This is a genomic window from Paraburkholderia sp. EG286A (assembly GCF_040965375.1).
Lineage (GTDB): Bacteria > Pseudomonadota > Gammaproteobacteria > Burkholderiales > Burkholderiaceae > Paraburkholderia.
This window is the reverse complement of sequence record NZ_JBFRCB010000002.1, coordinates 1,093,275-1,115,743: the sequence shown is the minus strand read 5'-3', so window position 1 is coordinate 1,115,743 and position 22,469 is coordinate 1,093,275. Positions and strand designations below refer to the sequence as shown.

Annotated in this window: 22 protein-coding genes; 6 read left to right on the top strand and 16 right to left on the bottom strand. The window is 66.3% G+C overall.

All coding sequences use genetic code 11. The annotated features are described in order from the left end of the window. Positions 1 to 25: 25 nt before the first annotated feature. Both AB4Y35_RS11615 and AB4Y35_RS11610 read right to left on the bottom strand, forming a co-directional pair. On the bottom strand, positions 26 to 442 hold the full coding sequence (locus AB4Y35_RS11615; protein ID WP_368704498.1) for a DNA polymerase III subunit chi: 417 nt from the start codon (positions 440 to 442) through the stop codon (positions 26 to 28). A gap of 52 nt (positions 443 to 494) precedes the next feature. Next, the gene (locus AB4Y35_RS11610; RefSeq protein WP_368603822.1) at positions 495 to 2,006 is read right to left on the bottom strand and encodes a leucyl aminopeptidase; all 1,512 of its coding nucleotides are present in this window, start codon (positions 2,004 to 2,006) and stop codon (positions 495 to 497) included. Between the two features lie 134 nt (positions 2,007 to 2,140). On the opposite strand from AB4Y35_RS11610, the gene lptF reads away from it, so the two are divergent. From lptF to AB4Y35_RS11595, 3 genes are read left to right on the top strand one after another with little or no spacing between them, the layout of a single operon-like run. After that, the gene (gene lptF / locus AB4Y35_RS11605) at positions 2,141 to 3,241 is read left to right on the top strand and encodes an LPS export ABC transporter permease LptF (RefSeq protein WP_368704497.1); all 1,101 of its coding nucleotides are present in this window, start codon (positions 2,141 to 2,143) and stop codon (positions 3,239 to 3,241) included. 15 nt (positions 3,242 to 3,256) lie between these two features. Beyond that, positions 3,257 to 4,405 carry an LPS export ABC transporter permease LptG gene (gene lptG / locus AB4Y35_RS11600; RefSeq protein WP_368691945.1) on the top strand — a complete coding sequence of 383 codons (1,149 nt, stop codon included), beginning with the start codon at positions 3,257 to 3,259 and terminating at the stop codon, positions 4,403 to 4,405. Between the two features lie 54 nt (positions 4,406 to 4,459). Continuing rightward, positions 4,460 to 4,837, top strand: coding sequence for a sirohydrochlorin chelatase (locus AB4Y35_RS11595; protein ID WP_368704496.1), 378 nt, complete (start codon positions 4,460 to 4,462; stop codon positions 4,835 to 4,837). Positions 4,838 to 4,920: 83 nt separating this feature from the next. Here the strand turns inward: AB4Y35_RS11595 and cobA are convergent, their stop codons facing one another. From cobA to AB4Y35_RS11565, 6 genes are all read right to left on the bottom strand, one after another. Further along, on the bottom strand, positions 4,921 to 5,694 hold the full coding sequence (gene cobA, locus AB4Y35_RS11590; RefSeq protein ID WP_368704495.1) for a uroporphyrinogen-III C-methyltransferase: 774 nt from the start codon (positions 5,692 to 5,694) through the stop codon (positions 4,921 to 4,923). 53 nt (positions 5,695 to 5,747) lie between these two features. After that, a complete protein-coding gene (locus AB4Y35_RS11585; RefSeq protein ID WP_368704494.1) occupies positions 5,748 to 7,064 on the bottom strand; it encodes a sulfate adenylyltransferase subunit 1 in 1,317 nt (438 codons plus the stop codon). 25 nt (positions 7,065 to 7,089) lie between these two features. Further along, positions 7,090 to 8,052 carry a sulfate adenylyltransferase subunit CysD gene (gene cysD / locus AB4Y35_RS11580; RefSeq protein ID WP_368704493.1) on the bottom strand — a complete coding sequence of 321 codons (963 nt, stop codon included), beginning with the start codon at positions 8,050 to 8,052 and terminating at the stop codon, positions 7,090 to 7,092. Positions 8,053 to 8,151: 99 nt separating this feature from the next. After that, complete coding sequence (locus tag AB4Y35_RS11575; RefSeq protein ID WP_368704492.1) at positions 8,152 to 8,931, bottom strand: phosphoadenylyl-sulfate reductase; 780 nt, start codon at positions 8,929 to 8,931, stop codon at positions 8,152 to 8,154. Continuing rightward, positions 8,928 to 9,464: a DUF934 domain-containing protein gene (locus AB4Y35_RS11570; RefSeq protein WP_368691950.1), complete on the bottom strand. Its 537-nt coding sequence runs from the start codon at positions 9,462 to 9,464 to the stop codon at positions 8,928 to 8,930. Before AB4Y35_RS11570 ends, AB4Y35_RS11575 begins: the two co-directional genes overlap by 4 nt. 30 nt (positions 9,465 to 9,494) lie before the next feature. Beyond that, entirely contained in the window at positions 9,495 to 11,174 is a 1,680-nt protein-coding gene (locus AB4Y35_RS11565; protein WP_368704491.1) for a nitrite/sulfite reductase, read from the bottom strand. Positions 11,175 to 11,422: 248 nt separating this feature from the next. On the opposite strand from AB4Y35_RS11565, the gene AB4Y35_RS11560 reads away from it, so the two are divergent. Both AB4Y35_RS11560 and AB4Y35_RS11555 read left to right on the top strand, forming a co-directional pair. Continuing rightward, entirely contained in the window at positions 11,423 to 12,364 is a 942-nt protein-coding gene (locus tag AB4Y35_RS11560; protein WP_028210583.1) for a CysB family HTH-type transcriptional regulator, read from the top strand. A 130-nt stretch (positions 12,365 to 12,494) separates the two neighbouring features. Next, a complete protein-coding gene (locus AB4Y35_RS11555; protein ID WP_368704490.1) occupies positions 12,495 to 13,661 on the top strand; it encodes an ABC transporter substrate-binding protein in 1,167 nt (388 codons plus the stop codon). Positions 13,662 to 13,691: 30 nt separating this feature from the next. On the opposite strand, the gene AB4Y35_RS11550 is transcribed toward AB4Y35_RS11555, so the two are convergent. The 8 genes from AB4Y35_RS11550 to AB4Y35_RS11515 form a co-directional block, all read right to left on the bottom strand. Continuing rightward, the gene (locus AB4Y35_RS11550) at positions 13,692 to 13,979 is read right to left on the bottom strand and encodes a type II toxin-antitoxin system RelE/ParE family toxin (RefSeq protein ID WP_368704489.1); all 288 of its coding nucleotides are present in this window, start codon (positions 13,977 to 13,979) and stop codon (positions 13,692 to 13,694) included. Next, positions 13,976 to 14,299, bottom strand: coding sequence for a type II toxin-antitoxin system RelB/DinJ family antitoxin (locus AB4Y35_RS11545; RefSeq protein WP_368704488.1), 324 nt, complete (start codon positions 14,297 to 14,299; stop codon positions 13,976 to 13,978). Before AB4Y35_RS11545 ends, AB4Y35_RS11550 begins: the two co-directional genes overlap by 4 nt. 169 nt (positions 14,300 to 14,468) lie before the next feature. Continuing rightward, the gene (locus AB4Y35_RS11540) at positions 14,469 to 15,617 is read right to left on the bottom strand and encodes a Gfo/Idh/MocA family protein (RefSeq protein WP_368704487.1); all 1,149 of its coding nucleotides are present in this window, start codon (positions 15,615 to 15,617) and stop codon (positions 14,469 to 14,471) included. Between the two features lie 25 nt (positions 15,618 to 15,642). After that, positions 15,643 to 16,692, bottom strand: a complete 1,050-nt coding sequence (locus AB4Y35_RS11535) for a sugar phosphate isomerase/epimerase family protein (RefSeq protein ID WP_368704486.1) — start codon at positions 16,690 to 16,692, stop codon at positions 15,643 to 15,645. A 13-nt stretch (positions 16,693 to 16,705) separates the two neighbouring features. After that, positions 16,706 to 17,674 (bottom strand): substrate-binding domain-containing protein, encoded by a 969-nt coding sequence (locus AB4Y35_RS11530; protein WP_368704485.1) that lies wholly within the window; start codon positions 17,672 to 17,674, stop codon positions 16,706 to 16,708. A 101-nt stretch (positions 17,675 to 17,775) separates the two neighbouring features. Beyond that, positions 17,776 to 18,798 carry an ABC transporter permease gene (locus AB4Y35_RS11525; RefSeq protein ID WP_368704484.1) on the bottom strand — a complete coding sequence of 341 codons (1,023 nt, stop codon included), beginning with the start codon at positions 18,796 to 18,798 and terminating at the stop codon, positions 17,776 to 17,778. Then, positions 18,779 to 20,266, bottom strand: a complete 1,488-nt coding sequence (locus AB4Y35_RS11520) for a sugar ABC transporter ATP-binding protein (RefSeq protein WP_368704483.1) — start codon at positions 20,264 to 20,266, stop codon at positions 18,779 to 18,781. Before AB4Y35_RS11520 ends, AB4Y35_RS11525 begins: the two co-directional genes overlap by 20 nt. 169 nt (positions 20,267 to 20,435) lie before the next feature. Next, positions 20,436 to 21,512, bottom strand: a complete 1,077-nt coding sequence (locus AB4Y35_RS11515; RefSeq protein ID WP_368704482.1) for a LacI family DNA-binding transcriptional regulator — start codon at positions 21,510 to 21,512, stop codon at positions 20,436 to 20,438. A gap of 284 nt (positions 21,513 to 21,796) precedes the next feature. Here AB4Y35_RS11515 and AB4Y35_RS11510 point away from each other — a divergent pair, with 284 nt between their 5' ends. Continuing rightward, complete coding sequence (locus tag AB4Y35_RS11510; protein ID WP_321929254.1) at positions 21,797 to 22,450, top strand: protein-L-isoaspartate O-methyltransferase; 654 nt, start codon at positions 21,797 to 21,799, stop codon at positions 22,448 to 22,450. Positions 22,451 to 22,469 lie beyond the last annotated feature (19 nt).

Genomic DNA, 22,469 nt, shown 5'->3' with positions numbered 1-22,469 from the left:
GCCGGTACGCCTCGCGCGTCCGGCCTCAGCCGCCCTGCTTGTAGTTGTTGAGCGCGTAACCGCGGTCGCGGTAGAAACGATAGCGCTCACGGCCCGACGCGAGTTCGTCGGGCGCATCGCCAATCACTTCGAGCAGACGTTCGAAGCGTGCGAACTGTGGCGGGACCTGGGCGCCGAGATTGAGCAGCACACGATGATGCGGCACACGCTCGAGATCCGCTGCCAGCACGATGGGCGATTCGCCCGCGTGCGGGCTGTCGGCCATGCAATGCGGCACGAAGTCGAGCGGCGAAAAGGTCCACAACATTTCGTCGAACGCGCGCAGGCGCGCGGGCTCGGCCAGCACTACCGCCTGCTGGCCCGCCTGATACGCCTTGCGCACGAGGCGGCACGCATACAGCAGCGAGTCGCCGACGTTCGTGTGGAAATCGATGCGCGTCATGCCCACACCACTTTACACACCGTCAGGTGGGCAGCAATCGCCATTCCTGCCCTCATTGCCCGGCACGATCGATCAGGAACTGGGCGAGCAGCGGCACCGGACGGCCCGTTGCGCCCTTGGCCGCGCCGCTCTTCCACGCCGTGCCCGCGATGTCGAGGTGCGCCCACGGGTAGTTTTCGGTGAAACGCGACAGGAAGCACGCCGCCGTCACGCTGCCCGCCGGACGCCCGCCGATGTTGGCGAGGTCGGCGAAGTTCGACTTGAGCTGATCCTGATACTCGTCGTCGAGCGGCAGGCGCCAGGCCGGATCGTTGGCTTCGCGCGACGCGTCGAGCAGTTCGCCCGCGAGCGCGTCGTCCTTCGAGAAGAGGCCGCTGTTGTGATGGCCGAGCGCGATGATGCAGGCGCCCGTGAGCGTGGCGATGTCGACCACGGCGGCCGGCTTGAAGCGTTCGGCATAGGTGAGCGCGTCGCACAGGATCAGGCGGCCTTCGGCGTCGGTGTTGAGCACTTCGACCGTGAGGCCCGCCATCGTCGTGACGATGTCGCCCGGCTTCGTGGCGTTGCCCGCGGGCATGTTCTCGCAGGTCGGGATGATGCCGATCACATTGAGCTTGAGCCCCATTTCGGCGACCGCGCGGATCGTGCCGAGCACCGAGCCCGCGCCGCACATGTCGTACTTCATCTCGTCCATGCCTTCGCCGGGCTTGAGCGAAATGCCGCCCGTGTCGAACGTGATGCCCTTGCCGACCAGCACGATGGGCGCGGCCTTGGTGCTGGCGCCCTGATAGTGCAGCACGATGAACTGCGGCGGCTCGACCGAGCCCTTTGTTACCGAAAGAAACGAACCCATCTTGAGCGTCTCGATCTGGCGCTGACCGAGCACCTCGACCTTGAGCTTCCAGTCGCGCGCGAGCTTCTTGGCCGTGGCCGCGAGATAGGTCGGCGTGCAGACGTTGCCCGGCAGATTGCCGAGGTCGCGCGTGAGGTCCATGCCGTTGGCGAGCGCGACCGACTGCTTCGCCGCAAGCTTCGCGGCCTTCTCTTCGGCGGCGTCGATGCTGAAGACCACGCGCTTGAGGGCCCGCTGCGAGACGTCGGGCTTGCTCTTCATCTGCGTGAAGCGATAGGTCTCGTTGCGCAGCGCGAGAATGGCGGTGCGCACGCCCCAGTCGCCCGTGCGCTCCTTCACCGGCAATTGCGCGAGCGTGAAGGTGACCTGCGCGATCTTCGTGCCGAGGATCGCCCGCCAGGCGGCCTTGACCGCGTCGCCGTAAGCCTTCTGGCCGAACGCGTCCTGCTTGCCGAGACCCACGAGCAGCACGCGCGAGGCGCCGATGCCGCTCACTTCCGGCAGGAACAGCGTGGAGCCGGCCTTGCCGTCGATGTCGCCGGCCTTGACGACGCGCGCGATTGCGCCGCCAATGGCGCTGTCGATGGCGAACGCCGCGCCCGACAGGGTTTGCGCCTCGAACACGCCGACCACGACACAATCCGACTTGCCGGTCAGGAAGGGGCCGTCCCCGCCTTTGCTCCAGTCACAGGCTTTTATGCTAAAGTCCATCGCGCTTGTCCTCGGATAAAATCAGGGCTTAGGATGAAAGCCGCAATTATCCGCTATTTTTCCCGCGGCGGCTCCTGGGCGGTTGCGCGAGCTGCGCGCCTCCCGGCACGGTCCGCCCGCCCTGCCCATCAAGAATGATCTTCGAACGTTCCCTGCAGCGCGAACTCGCGTACACGGCCGGCGCCGTGTTCATGGTTCTGCTCACGATCATGCTGACGACGATGATGATCCGCATCGTCGGCTTCGCCGCGTCCGGTCAGATCGACCCGCGCGACGTGCTGGTGCTGATCGGACTCACCGTGATCGGCTATATGGCCGTCATGCTCATCGTCACGCTGTTCGTGTCGATCCTGTTCGTCCTCACGCGCTGGTACAAGGATTCCGAAATGGTCGTGTGGCTCTCCTCCGGGGTGAGCCTCACGCGCCTGATCAAGCCGGTCGCCACCTTTGCCGCGCCGATCATCCTGCTCATCGTGTTCTTCGCGTTCATCGGCTGGCCGTGGTCGAATGCGCAGAGCAAGCTGATTCGCGCGCGCTTCCAGCAGCGCGATGAAGTGTCGCTGCTCGCGCCCGGCCAGTTCCGCGAATCGCCCACCACGCACCGCGTGTTCTTCATCGAGAGCATGAGCCCCGACCAGGGCCGCGTGGAGAACGTGTTCGTCACGAGCACGGAAAACGGCAAGGTGAGCGTGATCGTTTCGAAGACGGGCCACACCGAAACCATGACGGGCGGCGACCGCTTCGTCGTGCTCGAAAACGGCCGCCGCTACGACGGCGAGCCCGGCCACCCGGACTTCCGCATCAGCGAGTTCCAGCGTTATGGCGTGAAGATCACGAGCCAGCCGCTCGTGAACACGCCCTCGGCGAGCACCACGTCCACGCCGGGCCTCCTGCGCCACCCGACCAACGACAACCTGGGCGAGCTCGCCTGGCGCGCCGGCCTGCCGCTCATCGCGATCAACCTGATGCTGCTCGGCATTCCGCTTGCCTACCAGAACCCGCGCCGCAGCCGCACGATCAATCTCGTGATGGCGGTGCTGATCTACCTCACCTATTCGAACCTGCTCAACGTCGTGCAGTCGCAGATCGAGCAAGGCAAGATGCCCTTCGGCGTCGGCCTCGTCCTGCTGCACGCCGTGGTGCTCGCGCTCGTCGTGTTCATCTTCTGGATACGCGTGCGCAACCGGCCGCTCTTTACACGCGCGATGTTCCGGCGCGCCTCTCCTGGCAACTGAGAGGGAAACTGACCGATGCGCATCTACGAAAAATACTTCGCTCGCCAGGTCTACCTGACGTTCATCTTCATCCTGTTCGCCTTCTCCGGCCTGTTCTTCTTCTTCGACCTCATCAACGAGCTGAACTCGGTCGGCCACGGCAACTACAAATTCCAGTACGCGGTGCTGCGCGTGGCGCTCCAGGCGCCCTCGCGGCTCTACGAGATCATCCCGGTCGCGGCGCTCATCGCCGCGATCTACGTGTTCGCGCAAATGGCCGCGAACTCCGAGTACACGATCTTTCGCGTGTCGGGCCTCGCCACCAACCAGGCGCTGCGCTCGCTGCTCAAGATCGGCGTGCCGCTCGTGCTGCTCACCTACCTGATCGGCGAAGTCGTCGGCCCTTACACCGACCAGCTCTCCGAGCGCGTGCGCCTCGAGGCGTTGGGCTCGGCCGTGTCGAGCAACTTCCAGTCGGGCGTGTGGGTGAAGGACACGCTCACCGCGCGCGCCGACGGCGAGCAGGTCACGCGCTTCGTGAACGTCGGGGAGCTGCTGCCCGATGCGACCATCACGAACGTGCGCATCTACGAATTCGATTCGCAGTTCCGGCTCTCCAACGTGCGCCTCGCGAAGAGCGGCACGTTCCAGCCGCCGGGCCACTGGCTGCTCAAGGACGTGACCGATACGCAACTGATCGGCGTGGCGCCGCCGCAGAACCAGCCGGTCGATGCGCTCAATCCGGTCTATCGCGCCCAGCAGACCTCGGCGCCCGAATACTCGCTGCGCTCGGAGCTCACGCCGAACATTCTCTCGGTGCTGCTCGTTTCGCCCGACCGCATGTCGATGTTCAACCTGTTCCGCTACATCCAGCATCTGACCGAGAACCATCAGGACGCGCAGCGCTACCAGATCGCGTTCTGGCGCAAGCTGCTCTACCCGTTCGCCGTGTTCGTGATGCTCGTGCTCTCGCTGCCGTTCGCGTATCTGCATACGCGCGCCGGCGTGGTGGGCATGAAGGTGTTCGGCGGGATCATGCTCGGCATGAGCTTCCAGCTCGTCAACACACTGTTCTCGCACGTGGGTACACTGAACACCTGGCCCGCGCCGCTCACGGCGGCGACACCGGGGCTCATCTATCTCGCGGTCGGACTGATCGGGCTCAAATGGGTCGACCGGCATTGATGCCGGTAGCGTTCAGCCGATAGTTCAGCCGCTAATTCGCACAGGCTCGCAAGCATGGGCACGCACGGCATGATTCTCTTCGGCCACGGCGCGCGCGACGCGCGCTGGCAGGAGCCGTTCCAGCGGCTCGCCGCGAAGCTTTCCGCCACGCGCGGCGATGCGGGGCCGGTCGGCCTCGCCTTTCTCGAACTGATGACGCCGAGCCTGCCCGATGCCATCGCCGGGCAGGCCGCGGCAGGCTGCGACACGATCACGGTCGTGCCGGTGTTCTTCGGCCAGGGCGGCCACGTGCGCCGCGATCTGCCCGCGCTGATCGCGCAATGCCAGAGCGAGCATCCGGATGTGCGGCTGCGTTGTGCGGGCGCCGTCGGCGAAGACGATGCGGTGCTCGATGCGATCGTGCGGTACTGCATCGAAAACGACCGCGACTAGAACCGCTCACGCATAAAAAAACGGGCTCGCCTTTCAGCGAGCCCGTTTTGCTTTGCGAGCCTGTTTCGCGCGGCGCTTATGCGTTAAGCGGCGGCGCGGCGATGTTGACCATCGCCTTGCGCTTCATCGTCGCGCTCTGCCTGCCCTGAGCGTTCGGCGAACGCCTCGCCGATCATCAGCAGGCTCGGCTGCGCCGGGTCGAGCCAGTCCTGCGCCTCGCCCGCTGCGAGACCTGCCAGCGTCAGTGTGAGCGTGCGCTCGCGCGCGGTGCTGCAGGCTTCGACGATCGCCACGGACGTCGCGCCCGCGCGGCCCGCCTCGATCAGCTGGCGTGCGATCTCGGGCGCGCTGTCTCGGCCCATGTAGAACACCAACGAATCGGCGTTGACCTGCTCGCGAATCTCCTCGCTGCCAGCCGCACGCGAATACGTGGCGAGCGCGACGCTGCGCGCCACACCGCGCAGCGTGAGCGAGCGTTGCAGCGTCGCCGCGCTGGCGAGTGCCGCCGTGATGCCCGGCACGACTTCGAACTCGATGCCGGCCGCTTCGAGCGCCCGCATTTCCTCGTCGGCACGGCCGAACAGCATCGGATCGCCGCCCTTCAGGCGCACGACCACGGCGTGCTCGCGCGCGGCATCGACGAGTTGCCTGTTGATGAAGTGCTGCGCCGTGGAGCGCTGCCCGCAGCGCTTGCCCACCGCGATGAACTTCGCGGTTGCCGGCGCGTACTCGAGCATGGCCGGCTCGACGAGCGCGTCGTGCAGCACGACGTCGGCGCTCGCGAGCAGCCGTGCGCCGCGCACCGTGATGAGGTCCGCTGCGCCCGGTCCCGCGCCGATCAGATATACCTTGCCCATATGCTTCGAATCCATTGTTGCGGCCGCGCGCGGCCGCAACCTCGCGCAGCGCCTTACGCCGAGAACGCGCGGATCATGCCCGCGGCCACCGTGTGATGCGTCGCTTCGTCGATCAGCACGAACGCGCCGGTGCCAGGATTCGCATCATACAGGTCGCAGACGAGCGGCTTCTGCAGCGAGAGCGCCACGCGGCCGATATCGTTCATCGCGAGTTCGTGGCGGTCGGTGGCGTGCGAGAGCGTATGCACGTCGAGCACCTGCTTGACCGCGCCGATCTTCGCGAACACCGTGCTCGTGGTCTGCTTGAGCAGGTACTTGCGCTGCGGCGAGAGCGGCTCCTCGTCGAACCAGCAGAGGTCCGCTTCGAGCTTCTTCGTGGGTTGCGTGGCATCGGCCGCCGGCACGAAGGTGTCGCCGCGCGAAACGTCCACGTCTTCCGCGAGACGGATCGTGACGGTCTGGCCTGCGAACGCGCGATCGACCTGCGCCGTGCCGCCCGGCACCGGCGCGATGATTTCGGCCACCGTTGCGCTGCGGCCCGCCGGCAGCACCGTAATGGCGTCGCCGAGCTTCACTTCGCCCGCTTCGACACGGCCCATGTAGCCGCGGAAGTCGTCGGCGCTGGAACCGTCCTGGCGCGCGACCCACTGCACCGGGAAGCGCAGCGCTTCGCCCACCGCCTGCGCGACCGGCAGTTGCTCGAGCACGTCGAGGAGCGGCTCGCCCGCGTACCACGGCATCCGCTCGCTCGCGGCGACGATGTTGTCGCCCTTGAGCGCCGAGACCGGCACGAAACGCACGTCGTTCAGGCCAAGCTGGCGCGCGAGCACGACATAGGCTTCGCGGATCAGGTTGAACGTCGCTTCGCTGTAGTCGACGAGATCCATCTTGTTGATCGCGACGATCACGTGCTGCAGGCCCAGCAGCTTGACGATGGCGCTGTGGCGCTTGGTTTGCGGCAGCAGTTGCGTCACGCCGTTCTCGACCGTCACGCGCGTCGGGTCGATCAGGATGATCGCGGCGTGCGCCGTCGAAGCGCCCGTGACCATGTTGCGCGTGTACTGCTCGTGGCCCGGCGTGTCGGCGATGATGAACTTGCGCTTGGCCGTGGCGAAGTAGCGGTACGCCACGTCGATCGTGATGCCCTGCTCGCGCTCGGCTTCGAGGCCGTCGGTGAGCAGCGACAGGTCGATCTCGTCGCCCACCGTGCGCTTGTTCTTCGCACGCGAAAGCGCCGAGAGCTGGTCGCTCAGAACCGCCTTGCTGTCGTACAGCAGGCGGCCGATCAGCGTGCTCTTGCCGTCGTCCACGCTGCCCGCCGTGATGAAGCGCAGCACGCCGAGGTCTTCAGGTTGATGCGTCGTAACCATGTCTATTCTTTCCTCTGCGTGCTCTTTAGAAATAACCTTGCTTCTTGCGCTGTTCCATCGCGGCTTCCGACGCCTGGTCGTCCATGCGCGTCGCACCGCGTTCCGTGATCTCGGTCACGGCCGTTTCGGCGATGATCTTCTCGACGTTGTCGGCATCGCTCGCCACCGGGCACGTGCAGCTGATGTCGCCCACGGTGCGGAAACGCACCTGCGCCATTTCGCTGACTTCGCCTTCCTTCATCGGCGTGAGCGGCGTGACCGGCACGAGCAGGCCGTTGCGGCGGACGATCTCGCGCTGGTGCGCGTAGTAGATCGACGGCAGTTCGAGCTTCTCGCGCTCGATGTATTGCCACACGTCGAGTTCCGTCCAGTTCGAGATCGGGAACACGCGCAGGTGCTCGCCCTTGTGCAGGCGCGCGTTGTACAGGCTCCAGAGTTCCGGGCGCTGCGCCTTCGGGTCCCACTGGCCGAATTCGTCGCGGAACGAGAAGATGCGCTCCTTCGCGCGGGCCTTCTCTTCGTCGCGGCGCGCACCGCCGATCATCGCCGTGTAGCCGTATTGCTCGATGGTTTCCAGCAGCGTGACCGCTTGCGCGGCGTTGCGCGAATCGGTTTCGCGGCGCAGGCGCACGGTGCCGCGCTTGATCGAATCTTCGACGTGACCGACCACGAGTTCCGCGCCGATTTCGGCTGCGCGGCGATCGCGGAAGTCGATCACTTCCTGGTAGTTGTGGCCCGTGTCGATGTGCACGAGCGGGAACGGCAGCGCGGTCTTGCGGTTCGCGCCGAGGCCGAACGCCTTCAGTGCGAGCGCCAGCACGACGACCGAGTCCTTGCCGCCCGAGAACAGCAGCGCAGGCTTGCTGCATTCGGCGACGAGCTCACGCAGGATGTGGATCGACTCGGCTTCGAGCCAGTCGAGATGGTCCATGCGATTCGCCGTGACCTGGAGCGGTGCGTTCACTGCTGAGTCGAGCGTGGTGCTCATGTTCGGATCCTTCGTTTATTCGCGCCCTTTTTACGGGACGCGCAGTACTCGGTATTCGGTAGCGCGCCGGTCTTCGCGACGGCGCGACAAAATTGAATCTTAGTTCGCCTGGCCGATTGGCGACACTTCGGGCGACATTTCGGACGACACTGCGACAACCGGAATGGCCGACACGGACGTGATGTGCAAGCCACATTCCTTCGTGTCGCGCGACTCCCACCACCAGCGGCCCGCGCGGCTGTCTTCGCCGGGACGGATCGCACGCGTGCAGGGCTCGCAGCCGATGCTCGGGTAGCCGCGGGCGTGCAGCGGGTTCACCGGCACTTCGAAGGCGCGCAGGTAGGCCCAGACATCGGCTTCGGTCCAGTCCGCGAGCGGATTGAACTTGTCGATGTTGCGCGCTTCGTCGCGTTCTTCCTCGTGCAGCTCCGCGCGCGTGACCGACTGCTCGCGGCGCTGGCCCGTGACCCAGGCGGAAACGCCCGACAGGGCACGGTTCAGCGGCTCGACCTTGCGGATTTCGCAGCAGCGCTTGCGCAGATCGACGCTCTCGTAGAACGCGTTCAGGCCGTGCTGGGCGACGTATTCGTCCACGGCGTCCTGTTGCGGATGAAACTGCTCGATCTCGTAGCCGTAGCGCTCGCGCACCACGTCGAGCATGCCGAGCGTTTCGGCGTGCAGGCGGCCCGTGTTGAGCGAGAAGATGCCGATTTTCACGCCGCGCGAAAGAATCGCGTGAGTGAGCAGCATGTCTTCGGCGGCGAGGCTGCTGGCCAGCTTCACGTCGGCGTGACGCGCGGCGATCGAATCGAGCAGCGCGTCGAGGCGCCCGATCTTCGCCTGCAACTCAGCCGTGATTTCGTTCGCGACGGTGCTCATGCCGCAGCGCCCTGTTGTGCAGCGCGGCGGCGGAACAGCGGCGACGGTTCGTCGAAGGCGCCCTGGTATTGCACCGTGAATTCGGTGAACGCCTTGAGCGCGTCGTGGATGTCCTTGTCGGCGCGCACGGCGAACGCATCGAAGCCGCAGCGCTCGTGAAAGCGCAGCTGGTCGCGCAGCACGTCGCCGATCGCGCGCAGTTCGCCCTGGTAGCCATAGCGCTCGCGCAGCAGGCGGCCGATCGAGAAGCCGCGGCCGTCGCGGAACACGGGGAAGTCCACGCCGATCACCGCGAGCTTGTCGAAGTCGGCGGCGATATCGGCCGGTTCGCTGTCCGGCGCGAGCCACACGCCGAGTTCGTCCTTGCCGCGCGCAGCGACCAGTGCATCGCGCTGCGCCTGCCAGTAGGCGAGCGGCACCAGCACCTTGCCCGCGGGCAGCGCGGCAACCTCGGGCAATGCGCCGTCTTCGGCCGCACGCACGACTTGCCAGTTGTCTTCAACGATCTCGCGTTTTTTGATGATCAATGCCATTGCTCGAATCTCGTAGTCTCGTTGCGTGCTTTAAGCGTGGGCCGGCTGGCGCGATGCGTACACGCGCTCCTTGAAGGGCGCGATGCCGATGCGGTCGTACGTGTCGATGAAACGCTCGTCGTCGATGCGATGCTCGACGAACGTGTCGATCACCTTCTGCACCACGTCGGGCATCTCTTCCGCCGAGAACGACGGGCCGATCACGCGGCCAAGGCGCGCGCCGTTGGCGCCGTTGCCCTGCTCGCCGCCGAGCGTGACCTGATACCACTCCGAGCCATCCTTGTCGACGCCCAGCACGCCGATGTTGCCGACGTGGTGGTGACCGCATGCGTTGATGCAGCCCGAGATGTTCAGCGACAGGTCGCCCAGGTCGTAGACGAAGTCGAGGTTGTCGAAACGTTCCTGGATTGCGAGGGCGATGGGAATCGACTTCGCATTGGCGAGCGAGCAGAAGTCGCCGCCCGGGCACGCGATGATGTCGGTCAACAGGCCGATGTTCGCGGTCGCGAAACCTTGCGCCTTGGCCTTTTCCCACAGCGCGAACAGGTCGCGCTTCTTGACGTCGGCGAGGATCAGGTTCTGCTCGTGCGAGACGCGGATCTGGCCGAACGAGTATTCGTCGGCCCAGCCGGCCACGGCTTCCATCTGCGCGTCGGTAGCGTCGCCCGGCGCGATGTTGCGCGGCTTGAGCGAGAGCGTGACCGACGCGTAGCCCGGCACGCGGTGCGGGCGCACGTTGCGCTCGACCCAGCGCGCGAACGCACGGTTTTCCAGCAAATGCTTTTCGTACGACGTGTCGGTGTCGGCGATCTTTTCATATGCCGGCGGCACGAAGTACTGCGAGACGCGATCGAGTTCTTCCTGCGTGAGCGTCGAGGGGCCGTCCTTCAGGTGCTGCCACTCTTCTTCGACCTGCTCGGCGAACTTCGCCGGCGAGAGCGCCTTCACGAGGATCTTGATGCGCGCCTTGTACATGTTGTCGCGGCGGCCATAGCGGTTGTACACGCGCAGCACGGCTTCGCAGTAGGTCAGCAGGTGCTGCCACGGCAGGTCGCGCTTGATGATGGCGCCGACGATCGGCGTGCGGCCAAGGCCACCGCCTGCGAGGATGCTCGCGACGATTTCGCCCTGCTCGTTGCGCTCGAGATACACGCCCAGATCGTGGATCTGCACGGCGGCGCGGTCTTCCTTCGAGCCCGACACGGCGATCTTGAACTTGCGCGGCAGCCACGCGAATTCGGGGTGGAACGTCGACCACTGGCGCAGGATTTCGGCCCACGGGCGCGGATCGACGATCTCGTCGGGCGCAACGCCCGCGAACTGGTCGGCGGTGATGTTGCGGATGCAGTTGCCCGAGGTCTGGATGCCGTGCATCTGCACGGAGGCCAGCTTGCGCAGGATTTCCGGCGTTTCTTCGAGCTTGATCCAGTTGTACTGGATGTTCGAACGCGTCGAGAAGTGGCCGTAGCCGCGGTCGTGCTCGCGCGCGATCGTGCCGAGCATGCGGAGCTGGTCGCTGCGCAGATTGCCGTACGGAATCGCGATGCGGTGCATGTAGGCGTGGCGCTGGTAGTACAGGCCGTTTTGCAGGCGCAGCGGACGGAACTCTTCTTCGCTCAATTCGCCCGACAGGCGGCGGCGGACCTGGTCGCTGTATTGCGCGACGCGTTCGTCGACGATGGTCTGGTCGTACTGATCGTATTGGTACATTCGGGGACCCCAGGGTTTGGTTCAATCGCGGCGTTCCGGTTACGCCGCGCTCCGACTTCTCGACTTCGCTCTTTCCGCTCTGTCCTGCCTCCTGCGAGGCGGCCGCGCCTTCAATCGCGCCGGTCATTTGCTAATGACCAAAACAGATATCCATATTGGAAAAGTTGGAGGAATGGTAATAAACTCGCCTTATATTTCAAACGACTCAAAAATCAGGTCGATATGCAAACAGGTTATAAGGGTTATCTATGAACCTGCACCAGTTCCGCTTCGTCCGCGAGGCTGTACGCCAGAATTTCAACCTCACGGAAGCGGCCAAGGCACTGTATACAAGCCAGCCGGGGGTCTCGAAGGCGATCATCGAGCTGGAGGACGAGCTTGGGGTCGAAATCTTTACGCGCCACGGCAAGCGCGTGCGCTCGCTCACGGAGCCGGGCCGGATCATCCTCGCCTCGGTGGAGCGCATTCTCCAGGAAGTGGAGAGCCTCAAGCGCGTGGGCAAGGACTATGCGGCGCAGGACCAGGGCAACCTCACGATCGCCGCCACGCACACGCAGGCGCGCTACTCGCTGCCTGCCGCCATCGCCGAGTTCAAGCGGCGCTTCCCGAAGGTGCACCTGTCGATCCTGCAAGGCAGCCCGACCCAGGTCGCGGAAATGGTGCTGCATGACCAGGCCGATCTGTGCATCGCGACCGAGGCCATCTCCGGCTACAAGGAACTGGTGTCGCTGCCCTGCTTCACGTGGCATCACGTGGCGGTGATGCTGCCCGACCACCCGCTGCTCGAGCGCAAGCCGCTTTCGCTCGACGATCTGGCCCAATATCCGCTGATCACCTACGACAATGCGTTCGCCGGGCGTACCAAGATCAACGACGCGTTCCGCCTGCGCGCGCTCTCGCCCGACATCGTGCTGGAAGCCATCGACGCCGACGTGATCAAGACCTACGTGGAGCTCGGCCTCGGCGTGGGCATCATGGCCGATATCGCCTTCAACGCCGAGCGCGACCGGCACCTGCGCGCGGTGCCCGTGGGGCATCTGTTCGGCAGCAACGTCACGCGCGTCGCGCTCAAGCAGGGTGCTTACCTGCGCAGCTATGTGTATACGCTCGTCGAGCTGCTTTCGCCGAGCCTGAACCGCAAGCTCATCGAGCAGGCCCTCAAGGGCGAGCACGAGACCTACGAGCTGTAAGCCGCTGCGCGAGCGCCGGAAGAAAAATCAGACAAAATCCGCACTACAACAACATCACTTCTCGCCATCTCTGCATGGGGTCAGAGTAAGGCGCTGAAGCGCCAACTCTGATCGACAGGAGACTCAACGGATGAAGCTGTACACGCTTTTGCGCCCGCTCGCCGCGGCTGCCGCCCTTGCCGCCGCCACGTTCGCCCCGGCCGCCCACGCCGACATCAAGGTCGGCATCGACCTCTCGAGCACGGGACCTGCGGCCGCCATCGGCATCACGAGCAAGAACGCCATGCTGATGTGGCCCGACACGATCGCGGGCCAGAAGGCCGACTACATCGTGCTCGACGACGGCTCGGACCCGGGCGCCGCCGTGCGCAACATCCACAAGCTCATCAACGAAGATCACGTGGACGTGATCGTCGGCCCGAATATCACGCCTGCGGCGCTCGCGGCGCTCGACCCGGTGGCGGAAAGCAAGACGCCGATGATCACGCTGGTCGGCTCGGGCTCGGTGGTCGAGCCGCAGCAGGGCGCGCGCGTGTGGGCCTTCAAGATGGCGCAGACCGATGCCGCCATGGCCGACGTCATGACGCGCTACATGGCCGCGCACGGCGTGAAAAGCGTGGGCTTTATCGGTTTCGCGGACAGCTACGGCGACAGCTGGCTCAACGAATTCACGAAGTACGCGAAGGAACGCAACATCCAGATCGTGGCGACCGAGCGCTACAACCGCACCGACGCCAGCGTGACGGGCCAGATTCTCAAGCTGATGGCGGCCAGACCGGACGCCATGCTGATCGCCGGCGCAGGCACGCCGACCGTGCTGCCGCAACGCACGCTGATCGAGCGCGGCTACAAGGGGCCGATCTACCAGACGCATGGCATCGCCACGCCTGAGTTCATCAAGCTGGGCAGCAAGGACGTGGAAGGCACCCTGTTCCCGACCCAGCCCGTGGTGGTGGCGCGCACCCTGCCGGCCGACCAGCCGGCCCAAAAGGCGGCGCTCGCCTTCGTCGATGCCTACGAGGCAAAGTACGGGCCGGGCACGGTTACGCAATTCGCGGGCGACGCGGCGGGCGTGTACCCGCGCCTGCAGGACGCCGTTGCGCGTGCGCTCAAGACCGCGCAGCCGGGCACCGAGGCGTTCCGCGTGGCGTTGCGCAGCGAGCTCGAGCACGCGCACGAAGTGGTCGTGCCCAACGGCATGGTGAACACGAGCCCGACGGACCACGTGGGCCTCGACCAGCGCGCGAGCGTGATGGGCACGGTACGCGGGGGCAAATTCGTGTATCTGGGGCAATAGACGCTACGATCGGCGGCGCCCTGCCGCCGCTCAATCGATGACGTCGGGCCAGCGGCGCGCGCTATGCAGGACGCGCAATATCGTGAGCGCCTCGTTCTCGTACCGGTAAGCGAGCACGAACGGCGTTGATTCGACCACCAGCTCGCGTGTGCCACTCACACGGCCAACCCGGCCAAGGTTGGGAAAAAGCCGCAGACGTCGAACGGATGCCGAAATCCGCTCGTCCCACGCGATCGCTCTGCGCGGATTGCTCGTCATAGTGAAGTTGAACAGCGCCTCGCGGTCGGCCAGCGCGAGCGGCGACCAGCCTGGCTTCAACTTTTCGTCTTGCGGTTGTGAGCGGGCCCAGGCTCGCCGGCCGCCGCCGCGCGCCGCTTCGCGAAGTGCGCCTCCACCTCTTCATCCGCCACAGCCGGCCGCGGGTCCGTCAGCGCTTCATGGACCTTCGCCCGAAACCACGCGTCATGCGCCACCGGATCGACGGCGAAATCGAACGGCAACGCCCCCTCGTTCGCGATACGCGTGAGCAGAATGCGCACGGCGTCCGATACCGTGAGCCCCATGTTGTCGAGCACTTCAGCCGCGCGCTGCTTGAGCGCGTGATCGATGCGAACCTGTACCAATGCATTTGCGTTCATCGACTCGCTCCCTGGTTTGGTCGTTGCCGCTGATTTCGTCGGCGATTTCGTCGAATACGCAGTGTAATGCAATTGAATGACGTTGGACATGCTTCACCGTTGAAGCGGGTTAAACATGTCGCAACTTTCACTGCCAGGCCCTATCTCCTCAATTCATCCAGATGGCCAGTCACGGCCGCACGATGCTGCGCCAGGCGCCGCCCGCCGCGCTGCTCGCCAGTACGGCCTCGATGAAGCGCAGTCCCTCCACGCCGTCGTCGACCGTCGTCAGTAGCCGGCTCGCGGGCGGCGCAGGCTCGCCGGCCTCGCGCGCGAGGATCTGCGCGGCGGCGTCGCGATAGAGCTGCGCGAACGCTTCCAGATAGCCTTCCGGATGCCCCGGCGGCACGCGCGTGGCGTGCCGTGCGGCGGCCCCCGTCACGCGGCCGCGCGTGAGCCGCTGCGCCTCGCCGCCCTGCGGCGTGAACCACAGCAGGTTGGGCTCCTCCTGATCGAACGCGAGGCCCGCCTTCGTGCCATACACGCGCAGCCGCAACGCGTTCTCCGCGCCGCTCGCCACCTGGCTCGCCCATAGCATGCCGCGCGCGCCGTTGGCGTAGCGCAGCATGGCCTGCACGTGGTCGTCCACGCGGCGGCCCGGCACAAAGGTATGCACGTCGGCCGCGAGCGACTCCGGCACGAGCGCGCTCACGAACGCCGCCAGCTGATAGGCATGCGTGCCGATGTCGCCCAGACACCCCGCCGGCCCCGCGAGCGCCGGATCGGTGCGCCACATCGCCTGACGGTTCGCGCCACTGCGCTCGACCGGATTGGCGAGCCAGTCCTGCGCATACTCGACCTGCACGATGCGCACCTCGCCAATCTCACCCGCCGCGACCATCTCGCGCGCATGCCGCACGAGCGGATAGCCCGAATACGTATGCGTGAGCGCGAACACGAGATTCGCGTCGCGCGCGTGTTGCGCGAGCGCTTCGCCCTCGGCGAGCGAGACCGCGAGCGGCTTGTCGCAGATCACGTGTATGCGCGCGTCCATGAACGCATGCGCCACCGGCGCGTGCAGATGGTTCGGCGTGACGATGGCCACCGCGTCGATGCCGTCCTCGCGCGCGCCTTCCACGCTCGCCATCTCGCGCCAGTCGGCGTAGCTGCGCGCGAGGCCGAGCGCCTCGGCGCTCGACTGCGCGCGCGTCGCATCGGACGACAGTGCGCCCGCGACGAGTTCGAAACCGTCGTCGAGACGCGCCGCGATGCGATGCACGGCGCCGATGAACGCCCCCTCGCCGCCGCCGACCATCCCGAGCCTGAGTCTTCGCGTCATTGCGTGTCTCCTGCGAAAATCGCGTTCAGAGGCCCAGCACGCCCTTCACCTGCGCCGCATCGACGCCGCTGCCCGCGAAGTCGTCGAACGCGTGCTCGGCCACGCGGATGAGATGCCGCTTGATGAACTCCGCGCCCTCGCGCGCGCCGTCGTGCGGATGCTTGAGCGCGCACTCCCATTCGAGCACCGCCCAGCCCGGATAGTCGTACTGCGTGAGCTTCGAGAAGATCGCGCCGAAATCGATCTGCCCGTCGCCGAGCGAGCGAAAGCGCCCCGCGCGCTCCACCCATGCGCTGTAGCCGCCGTACACGCCTTGTTTGCCCGTGGGGCGGAATTCGGCGTCCTTCACGTGAAAGGCCTTGATGCGCGCGTGATAGAGGTCGATGAACGCGAGGTAATCGAGCTGCTGCAGCACGAAGTGGCTGGGGTCGTAGAGGATGTTCGCGCGGGGATGATCGCCCACTGCCGCAAGAAAGCGCTCGAACGTCACGCCGTCGTGCAGATCCTCACCCGGATGCAGCTCGTAGCAGACGTCCACGCCCGCCGCATCGAACGCGTCGAGAATCGGCCGCCAGCGGCGCGCGAGTTCGTCGAAGGCGGCTTCGACGAGACCCGCCGGCCGCTGCGGCCACGGATAGACGTACGGCCACGCCAGCGCGCCCGAAAACGTCACGTGCGCACTGAGCCCCAGATTCTTCGAAGCGCGCGCGGCCAGCATCAACTGCTCGATGGCCCATGCCGTGCGCGCTTCGCGATCGCCGCGCACCTGCGGCGGCGCGAAGCCGTCGAACAGCGTGTCGTAGGCGGGATGCACGGCCACGAGTTGTCCTTGCAGATGCGTGGAAAGCTCGGTGATCGTCACCCCCGCGTCGTCGGCCTGCTGGCGCAGGTCGTCGCAGTACGCCACGCTCGACGCGGCCTGCGCGAGATCGACGAGACGCGCATCCGCGGGCACCTGGATGCCCTTGTAGCCGAGCTGGGCCGCCCAGCCGGCCATGTGCGCGAAGCTGTCGAACGGCGCGTCGTCGCCGAGGAACTGCGCGAGGAATATCGCTGGGCCCTTGATCGTCTTCATCGCAAGCCCGTCCTCAGAACGGCGAATCGGGGAAGTAGAACTGCTTCGCGTTCTCCTTGGTGATCAGCACCGAAGGAATGATCGTGGTGGGCGGCAACGCCTTGCCCTGCAAACGCGCTTCGGCCGTGAGCTTGATCGCGTCGTAGATGAACTTCGGCGAATACGACACGTCGGCCTTGATGAGCGGATCGCCGTCCATCACGCGCTTGACCATATCCTTCGATCCCGCGCCGCCGAACACGATCTTGATGTCGTTGCGCTTGGCCTGATCGATCGCCTTGAGCACGCCCACGGCCATGTCGTCGTCGGCGGCCCAGACCGCGTCGATGTGCTTGAAGCGCGTGAGGTAGTCCTGCATCGTCTTGAAGGCGTCGTCGCGGTTCCAGTTCGCGTACTTCGCGTCGAGGATCTTGATGCCGGGATAGCCCTTCAGCACCGACGTGAACGCGGTCCAGCGCTCGTTGTCGAGCGTGGTGGGAATGCCGCGCAGCGCGACAATATCGCCCTTGCCGCCCAGCTGCTTCGCGAGGTACTCGGCGGGGATCTTGCCGAACGCCGTGTTGTCGCCGGCCACATAGGCGTCCTGCGCGCTCGTGTCGGTCAAGCCGCGATCGACCACCGTCACGTACACGCCCTGCTTCTTCACCTGCGCAACGGGCTGCGTGAGCGAAGCCGATTCATACGGGAAGATCACGAGCGCGTTGATCTTGTTGACGGTCACGAGGTCCTGCAACTGGTTCGCCTGATCGGGCGCGTTCGCCGCCGTCTTGACGATGACCTTGAGGTCCGGGTGCGCCTTTTCGAGGTCCTTCTTCGCCTCGTTCGCCCACCAGACGATGCCGCCCGTGAAGCCATGGTCGGCCGTGGGAATCGCCACGCCCAGCGTGACCTTGTCGTCGGCGCGCGCCGCGCCCGCACCGAACGTCGCCGCTACGCCAAGCGCCAGCGCGCCTGCACACATCGTTCGAATCATCTTCTTCATGATGCCGTCTCCTATCGTGCGCTCCCGCGCCCGTTCTTGCGTTGAGTTTTCGCTGCCTCCTTTTACTTCCCCACCGCCCTGCCAGATCTGCTTCGACATCCTTACCGTCTGCCGCGCTGCAGGAACGCGACCGCGATGATCGCCACGCCCTGCACCGCCGCATTCAGATACACGCTGATGATGCTCGTGAGATTGAGAATATTGGCGATGACCGAGAGCAGCACCGCGCCGACCACGGTGCCCGCCACGCGCCCTTCGCCGCCCTTGAGCGCCGTGCCGCCCACCACCACGGCAGCAATCGCCTCCAGCTCCCACAACAAGCCCGTAGTCGGCGTGGCGGAGCCGAGGCGCGGCACATAGAGCACCGTCGCCACGCCCACGCACACGCCCAGCAGCACGTAGGTCGCGCACTTCACGCGATCGACGCGGATCGCCGCATAGCGTGCGACCTGCTCGTTCGAACCGATCGCCTGCACGTGCCGCCCGAACGCCGTGCGGTTGAGAATCAGCGCGCCGCCCGCCGCCGTGAGCGCGAACACCCACACGGGCACCGGAATGCCAAAGAGGCTCGCGTAATAGACCGGCCCGTAGAGATCGACGAGATTGTTCTGCAGCGTGAGCGCGCCGCCATCGGCGAGCCAGGTCAGTACCGACCGGAAAATGCCGAGCGTGCCGAGCGTGACGATGAAAGGCTCGATGCGCCCGCGCGTGATCAGCAAGCCATGCGCGAGCCCGAACACCGCGCCGAGCACGAGCGCGATCGCCATGCCGATCGCGACGATGGCCAAAGGTGCCAACGCGTGTTCGCTCGCCGCCAGCGTATTCATCACCCAGATCATCACGCCCGCGATCAACGCGGCCATCGAGCCGACCGACAGGTCGATGCCGCCCGAAATGATCACGAACGTCATGCCCACGGAAATGATGCCGATGAACGAGGTGCGCGTGAGCACGTTGAGCAGGTTGCCGGCGGTGGCGAAATCGCGGTTGAGCAGCGTGCCGAGCACGCACAGCAGGATCAGGCCGATGAGCGGCCCGACGCCCGCGAGCCGGTGCACGAATCGCGCCGCGGCCGAGCGCGCGCCACGGCCTTCGGACGCCGCGTCAGTGGGTGCCGGTTGCATGAGCGATCAGCTCCTCTTCGTTCAGATGTTCGTGCCCGAGCGTGGCGACGAGCCGGCCCGCGCGCATCACGGCCACGCGATGCGCGAGCCCGATCAGCTCGACCAGTTCGGACGAGATCACGACGACCGCGCGCCCCGAGGCCGCGAGCCGCTGGATCAGGAAATAGATGTCGCGCTTCGCGCCCACGTCCACGCCGCGCGTGGGCTCGTCGAGCACGATCACGCGCGGGTCGGGCTGCAGGAACTTGGCGAGCGCGAGCTTCTGCTGGTTGCCGCCCGAGAGCATGCGCGCGCGGCTGTCGAGGTCGCCCGTGCGGATGCCGAAGTCGCGCACCGCCTTCTCCAGCGCGCGGCGGCCCGCCTTGAGGTCGAGCAGCGGATGGCCGTAGCGCTCGAGCGTCATGAGCGTGAGGTTGTCCTGCAGCGTGAGGTTCATGTGCAGGCCGCGGCCCTTGCGGTCTTCGCTCAGGTACGTGAGGCCGTGGCGCATCGCGTCGCGCGGATGGCGCAGCGTCACCGGGCGGCCGTCGATCTCGATCTCGCCCGCGTGCTTGTGGCGCAAGCCCACGATTGCCTCGAACGCCTCGCTGCGCCCCGCGCCCACGAGTCCCGCGAAGCCGAGAATCTCGCCCGCGCGCACCTCGAAGCTCAGATCCTCGACCCAGCCCGGCACGGTGAGATGTGCCACACGCAGCGCCACGGGGGCAAGCTCGGGCGCCGCGCCTTTCTCCGGAAACATGTCGGAGACGTCGCGGCCCACCATGAGGTTCGCCATCTGCTGGCGCGCGAGCCCTGCCGTCGCGCTCGCGGCCACGAAGCGGCCATCGCGCATCACGACCACGTCGTCGGTGATGGTCTCTACCTCGTCGAGCTTGTGCGAGATGTAGACGAGCGTCGTGCCCGCGGCGCGCAGCTTCGTCATGAGCGCGAAAAGGCGCGCGGTTTCGGCGGGCGTGAGCGTGGCCGTGGGCTCGTCCATGATGAGCAGGCGCGCGTGCCGCGAGAGCGCCTTGGCGATCTCCACGAGCTGTTTTTCGGCGACGATGAGGTCGCGCACCTTCACGTCCGGGTCGCGCGCGAGGCCCACCTGCGCGAGCAGATCGCGCGCTTCGCGGCGCATGGCGGCGTCGTCGACGAGCCAGCCTTTGCGCTTCTCGTGGCCGAGGAAGATGTTCTGCGCGATCGTCAGGTGCTCGGCCAGATTGAACTCCTGGTGGATCAGCACGATGCCGGCGGCTTCGGCCTCGCGCGAGCCGTCGAAGCGGCGCGCCACGCCGTCCACCAGCATCTCGCCCGCGCTCGCGTTCTCGTAGCCCGCGAGGATCTTCATGAGCGTGGATTTGCCCGCGCCGTTCTCGCCCAGCAGCCCGTGAATGCGCCCCGGCGCAAGCTCGAAGCTCACGCCGTGCAGCACGCGCACGGGACCGAAGTCCTTGCGGATGTCGTTGAACTTCACGGCGACGCTCATGCGCGTGCGCTCCTCCAGTACTGGCGCTTGTGGCTTTGCGGGTTGCGGCGAGCGGCTCACGCCGCCCGCCTGTCGACCGGAGTCAGGGCTTTAGCCCTGACTCCGGTCCCATGCACAGCAGAACACCGCTGGTCTCCCCTCCTATGTGCTCGTCTACGTTTCCTGCGTTTCATCCGCTCTCGCGCACCACCAGCCTGTGCGGCAGCAGCACGCCCGGCACACTCGCGCGCGGGTCGGCGAAACGCCGCAGCAACAGGCGCGCGGCCGTCTCGCCCAGCTCCCGCATGGGCTGCGCGATCGTCGTGAGCGGCGGGTCGATCTGCGCGGCGAGCGCGATATCGTCGAAGCCGACCACGGCGACGTCGTGCGGCACGCGCCGCCCCGCACCGCGCAGGCCGTTGACCACGCCCACCGCGAGCGTGTCCGACACCGCGAAGATCGCGTCGGGCGCCTCGCCTGCCGGCAACCGCATGAGCGCGGCGGCGGCCTGCGCACCCGCGTCGTAGTCGAGGCAGTTCACGTTCACGCGCCAGGCGTCGCACATCGCGATGCCCGCTTCGCCGAGCGCGTCGCGCCAGCCGTCGCGGCGCTGCTGCGCGTAGAGGTAGTGCTCGTCGGAGTTGATGAGCGCGACACGGCGCCGCCCCCGCGCGATCAGATGCCGCACGGCGTCGTGCGCGGCCCGGTAGTTGTCGATACCCACGTACGGCACGCCCACGTCCGGATCGAACTCGCAGCAGGCTACCCACGGCAGCGCCGTCGATTCGGCGGCCAGCGCGTGCTGCACGGTCGCCGGGTCGAGGCAGATCGCCCCGTCCGCGCGATGGCGGCGCAGCAGGTCGAAGTAGCTGCGCTCGCGGCCGGCGTCGGCGCCCGTGTCGCACAGCAGCAGGAAAAAGCCGTGCTGGCGCGCAACGCTGTCGATGCCGCGCACGATCTCCGCGTAAAACGGGTTGCCGAAGTCGGGCACCATCGTCAGGAGCAGCCGGCTTTCGGCGGTGCGCAGGTTGCGCGCGAGTTCGTTGACGCGGTAGCCGCTCGTTTCGATCTCGGCGAGCACGCGCTCGCGCGTGGCGGCGCGCACGTTCGCATGGCCGTTGAGCACCCGCGAAACTGTCGCGACCGAGACGCCCGCGCGCTGCGCCACCGCCGCGATCGACCCGCCGCGCGAGGCGGTGGCGGCGCTGGCGTCTTCGGCTTGCGGCAGCGGCCGCAGTGGCGACGTTCTGGACGAGCGAGCGGACATGGGCAAAGGCGTTGGTGACCGGTTCGGAAACCTGCGGCGGCCGAAGCGTGAGCCGTTTGGCCGCGTCAAAATGTAATCGATTACATTTTTGGTACGAGAACCGCAAAACCGCAAGGCGCACGTAGCCAGGACAAACACCGATCCGCCAATGCCCCCGGAATCCCCTGGGGCTGCCGGCGGCGCGGCCAGGCCAGTAGCCGGTTTGCTACAATTCTCCGATTGCCCGACGCCCTTTTTCGCCGGGCTTCGACCCGAACCGATCCCGACCACAACGCCGAGTCACCATGAACATCGAACAAGCGCGTTTCAACATGATCGAACAGCAGATTCGCCCCTGGGAAGTGCTCGACCAGGACGTGCTGAACCTGCTCTCGATCGTCAAGCGTGAGCATTTCGTCCCCGAGGCCTATACCGCCCTCGCGTTCGCCGACCTCGAAGTGCCGCTGCCGAACGGCCAGCACATGATGGCGCCGCGCGTCGAAGCGCGCGTGCTGCAGGAACTCGCGGTGAAGAAGCACGAGAGCGTGCTGGAAATCGGCGCGGGCTCCGGCTACATGGCGGCGCTGCTCGCGCACCGGGCGCAGAAGGTGCTGACCGTGGAGATCGACACGGAACTCGCCGAATTCGCGCGCGCGAACTTCGTCAAGAACGGTGTGCTCAACGCCGAAGTCGTGGTCGGTGACGGCGCACGCGGCTGGGCCGCGAATGCGCCGTACGACGTGATCTGCGTCTCGGGCGGCCTGCCGGTCGTGCCGCAGGAACTGCTCGAGCAGCTCAAGGTGGGCGGGCGTCTGGCCGCTTTCGTGGGCGGCGCGCCCGTCATGGAAGCGCAGATCATCACGCGCATCGACGAAAAGCAGTTCCGCATTGCCGGCGTGTTCGAAACATACGTCGAGCCGCTGCAGAACGCCGTGCATCCGCCGCGCTTCAAGTTCTAAGGCGCTGCCAACCTGCCGC

Excerpts from the sequence above, each read along its gene's own strand:
- AB4Y35_RS11565 (WP_368704491.1), bottom strand. The coding sequence starts at position 11,174 with ATGTACCAATACGATCAGTACGACCAGACCATCGTCGACGAACGCGTC.
- AB4Y35_RS11530 (WP_368704485.1), bottom strand. The coding sequence starts at position 17,674 with ATGAAGAAGATGATTCGAACGATGTGTGCAGGCGCGCTGGCGCTTGGC.
- AB4Y35_RS11560 (WP_028210583.1), top strand. The coding sequence starts at position 11,423 with ATGAACCTGCACCAGTTCCGCTTCGTCCGCGAGGCTGTACGCCAGAAT.
- AB4Y35_RS11510 (WP_321929254.1), top strand. The coding sequence starts at position 21,797 with ATGAACATCGAACAAGCGCGTTTCAACATGATCGAACAGCAGATTCGC.
- AB4Y35_RS11570 (WP_368691950.1), bottom strand. The coding sequence starts at position 9,464 with ATGGCATTGATCATCAAAAAACGCGAGATCGTTGAAGACAACTGGCAA.
- lptG (WP_368691945.1), top strand. The coding sequence starts at position 3,257 with ATGCGCATCTACGAAAAATACTTCGCTCGCCAGGTCTACCTGACGTTC.
- AB4Y35_RS11540 (WP_368704487.1), bottom strand. The coding sequence starts at position 15,617 with ATGACGCGAAGACTCAGGCTCGGGATGGTCGGCGGCGGCGAGGGGGCG.
- AB4Y35_RS11525 (WP_368704484.1), bottom strand. The coding sequence starts at position 18,798 with ATGCAACCGGCACCCACTGACGCGGCGTCCGAAGGCCGTGGCGCGCGC.
- cobA (WP_368704495.1), bottom strand. The coding sequence starts at position 5,694 with ATGGGCAAGGTATATCTGATCGGCGCGGGACCGGGCGCAGCGGACCTC.
- AB4Y35_RS11595 (WP_368704496.1), top strand. The coding sequence starts at position 4,460 with ATGGGCACGCACGGCATGATTCTCTTCGGCCACGGCGCGCGCGACGCG.
- AB4Y35_RS11615 (WP_368704498.1), bottom strand. The coding sequence starts at position 442 with ATGACGCGCATCGATTTCCACACGAACGTCGGCGACTCGCTGCTGTAT.
- lptF (WP_368704497.1), top strand. The coding sequence starts at position 2,141 with ATGATCTTCGAACGTTCCCTGCAGCGCGAACTCGCGTACACGGCCGGC.
- AB4Y35_RS11610 (WP_368603822.1), bottom strand. The coding sequence starts at position 2,006 with ATGGACTTTAGCATAAAAGCCTGTGACTGGAGCAAAGGCGGGGACGGC.
- AB4Y35_RS11515 (WP_368704482.1), bottom strand. The coding sequence starts at position 21,512 with ATGTCCGCTCGCTCGTCCAGAACGTCGCCACTGCGGCCGCTGCCGCAA.
- AB4Y35_RS11585 (WP_368704494.1), bottom strand. The coding sequence starts at position 7,064 with ATGGTTACGACGCATCAACCTGAAGACCTCGGCGTGCTGCGCTTCATC.
- cysD (WP_368704493.1), bottom strand. The coding sequence starts at position 8,052 with ATGAGCACCACGCTCGACTCAGCAGTGAACGCACCGCTCCAGGTCACG.
- AB4Y35_RS11555 (WP_368704490.1), top strand. The coding sequence starts at position 12,495 with ATGAAGCTGTACACGCTTTTGCGCCCGCTCGCCGCGGCTGCCGCCCTT.
- AB4Y35_RS11535 (WP_368704486.1), bottom strand. The coding sequence starts at position 16,692 with ATGAAGACGATCAAGGGCCCAGCGATATTCCTCGCGCAGTTCCTCGGC.
- AB4Y35_RS11575 (WP_368704492.1), bottom strand. The coding sequence starts at position 8,931 with ATGAGCACCGTCGCGAACGAAATCACGGCTGAGTTGCAGGCGAAGATC.
- AB4Y35_RS11520 (WP_368704483.1), bottom strand. The coding sequence starts at position 20,266 with ATGAGCGTCGCCGTGAAGTTCAACGACATCCGCAAGGACTTCGGTCCC.
- AB4Y35_RS11545 (WP_368704488.1), bottom strand. The coding sequence starts at position 14,299 with ATGAACGCAAATGCATTGGTACAGGTTCGCATCGATCACGCGCTCAAG.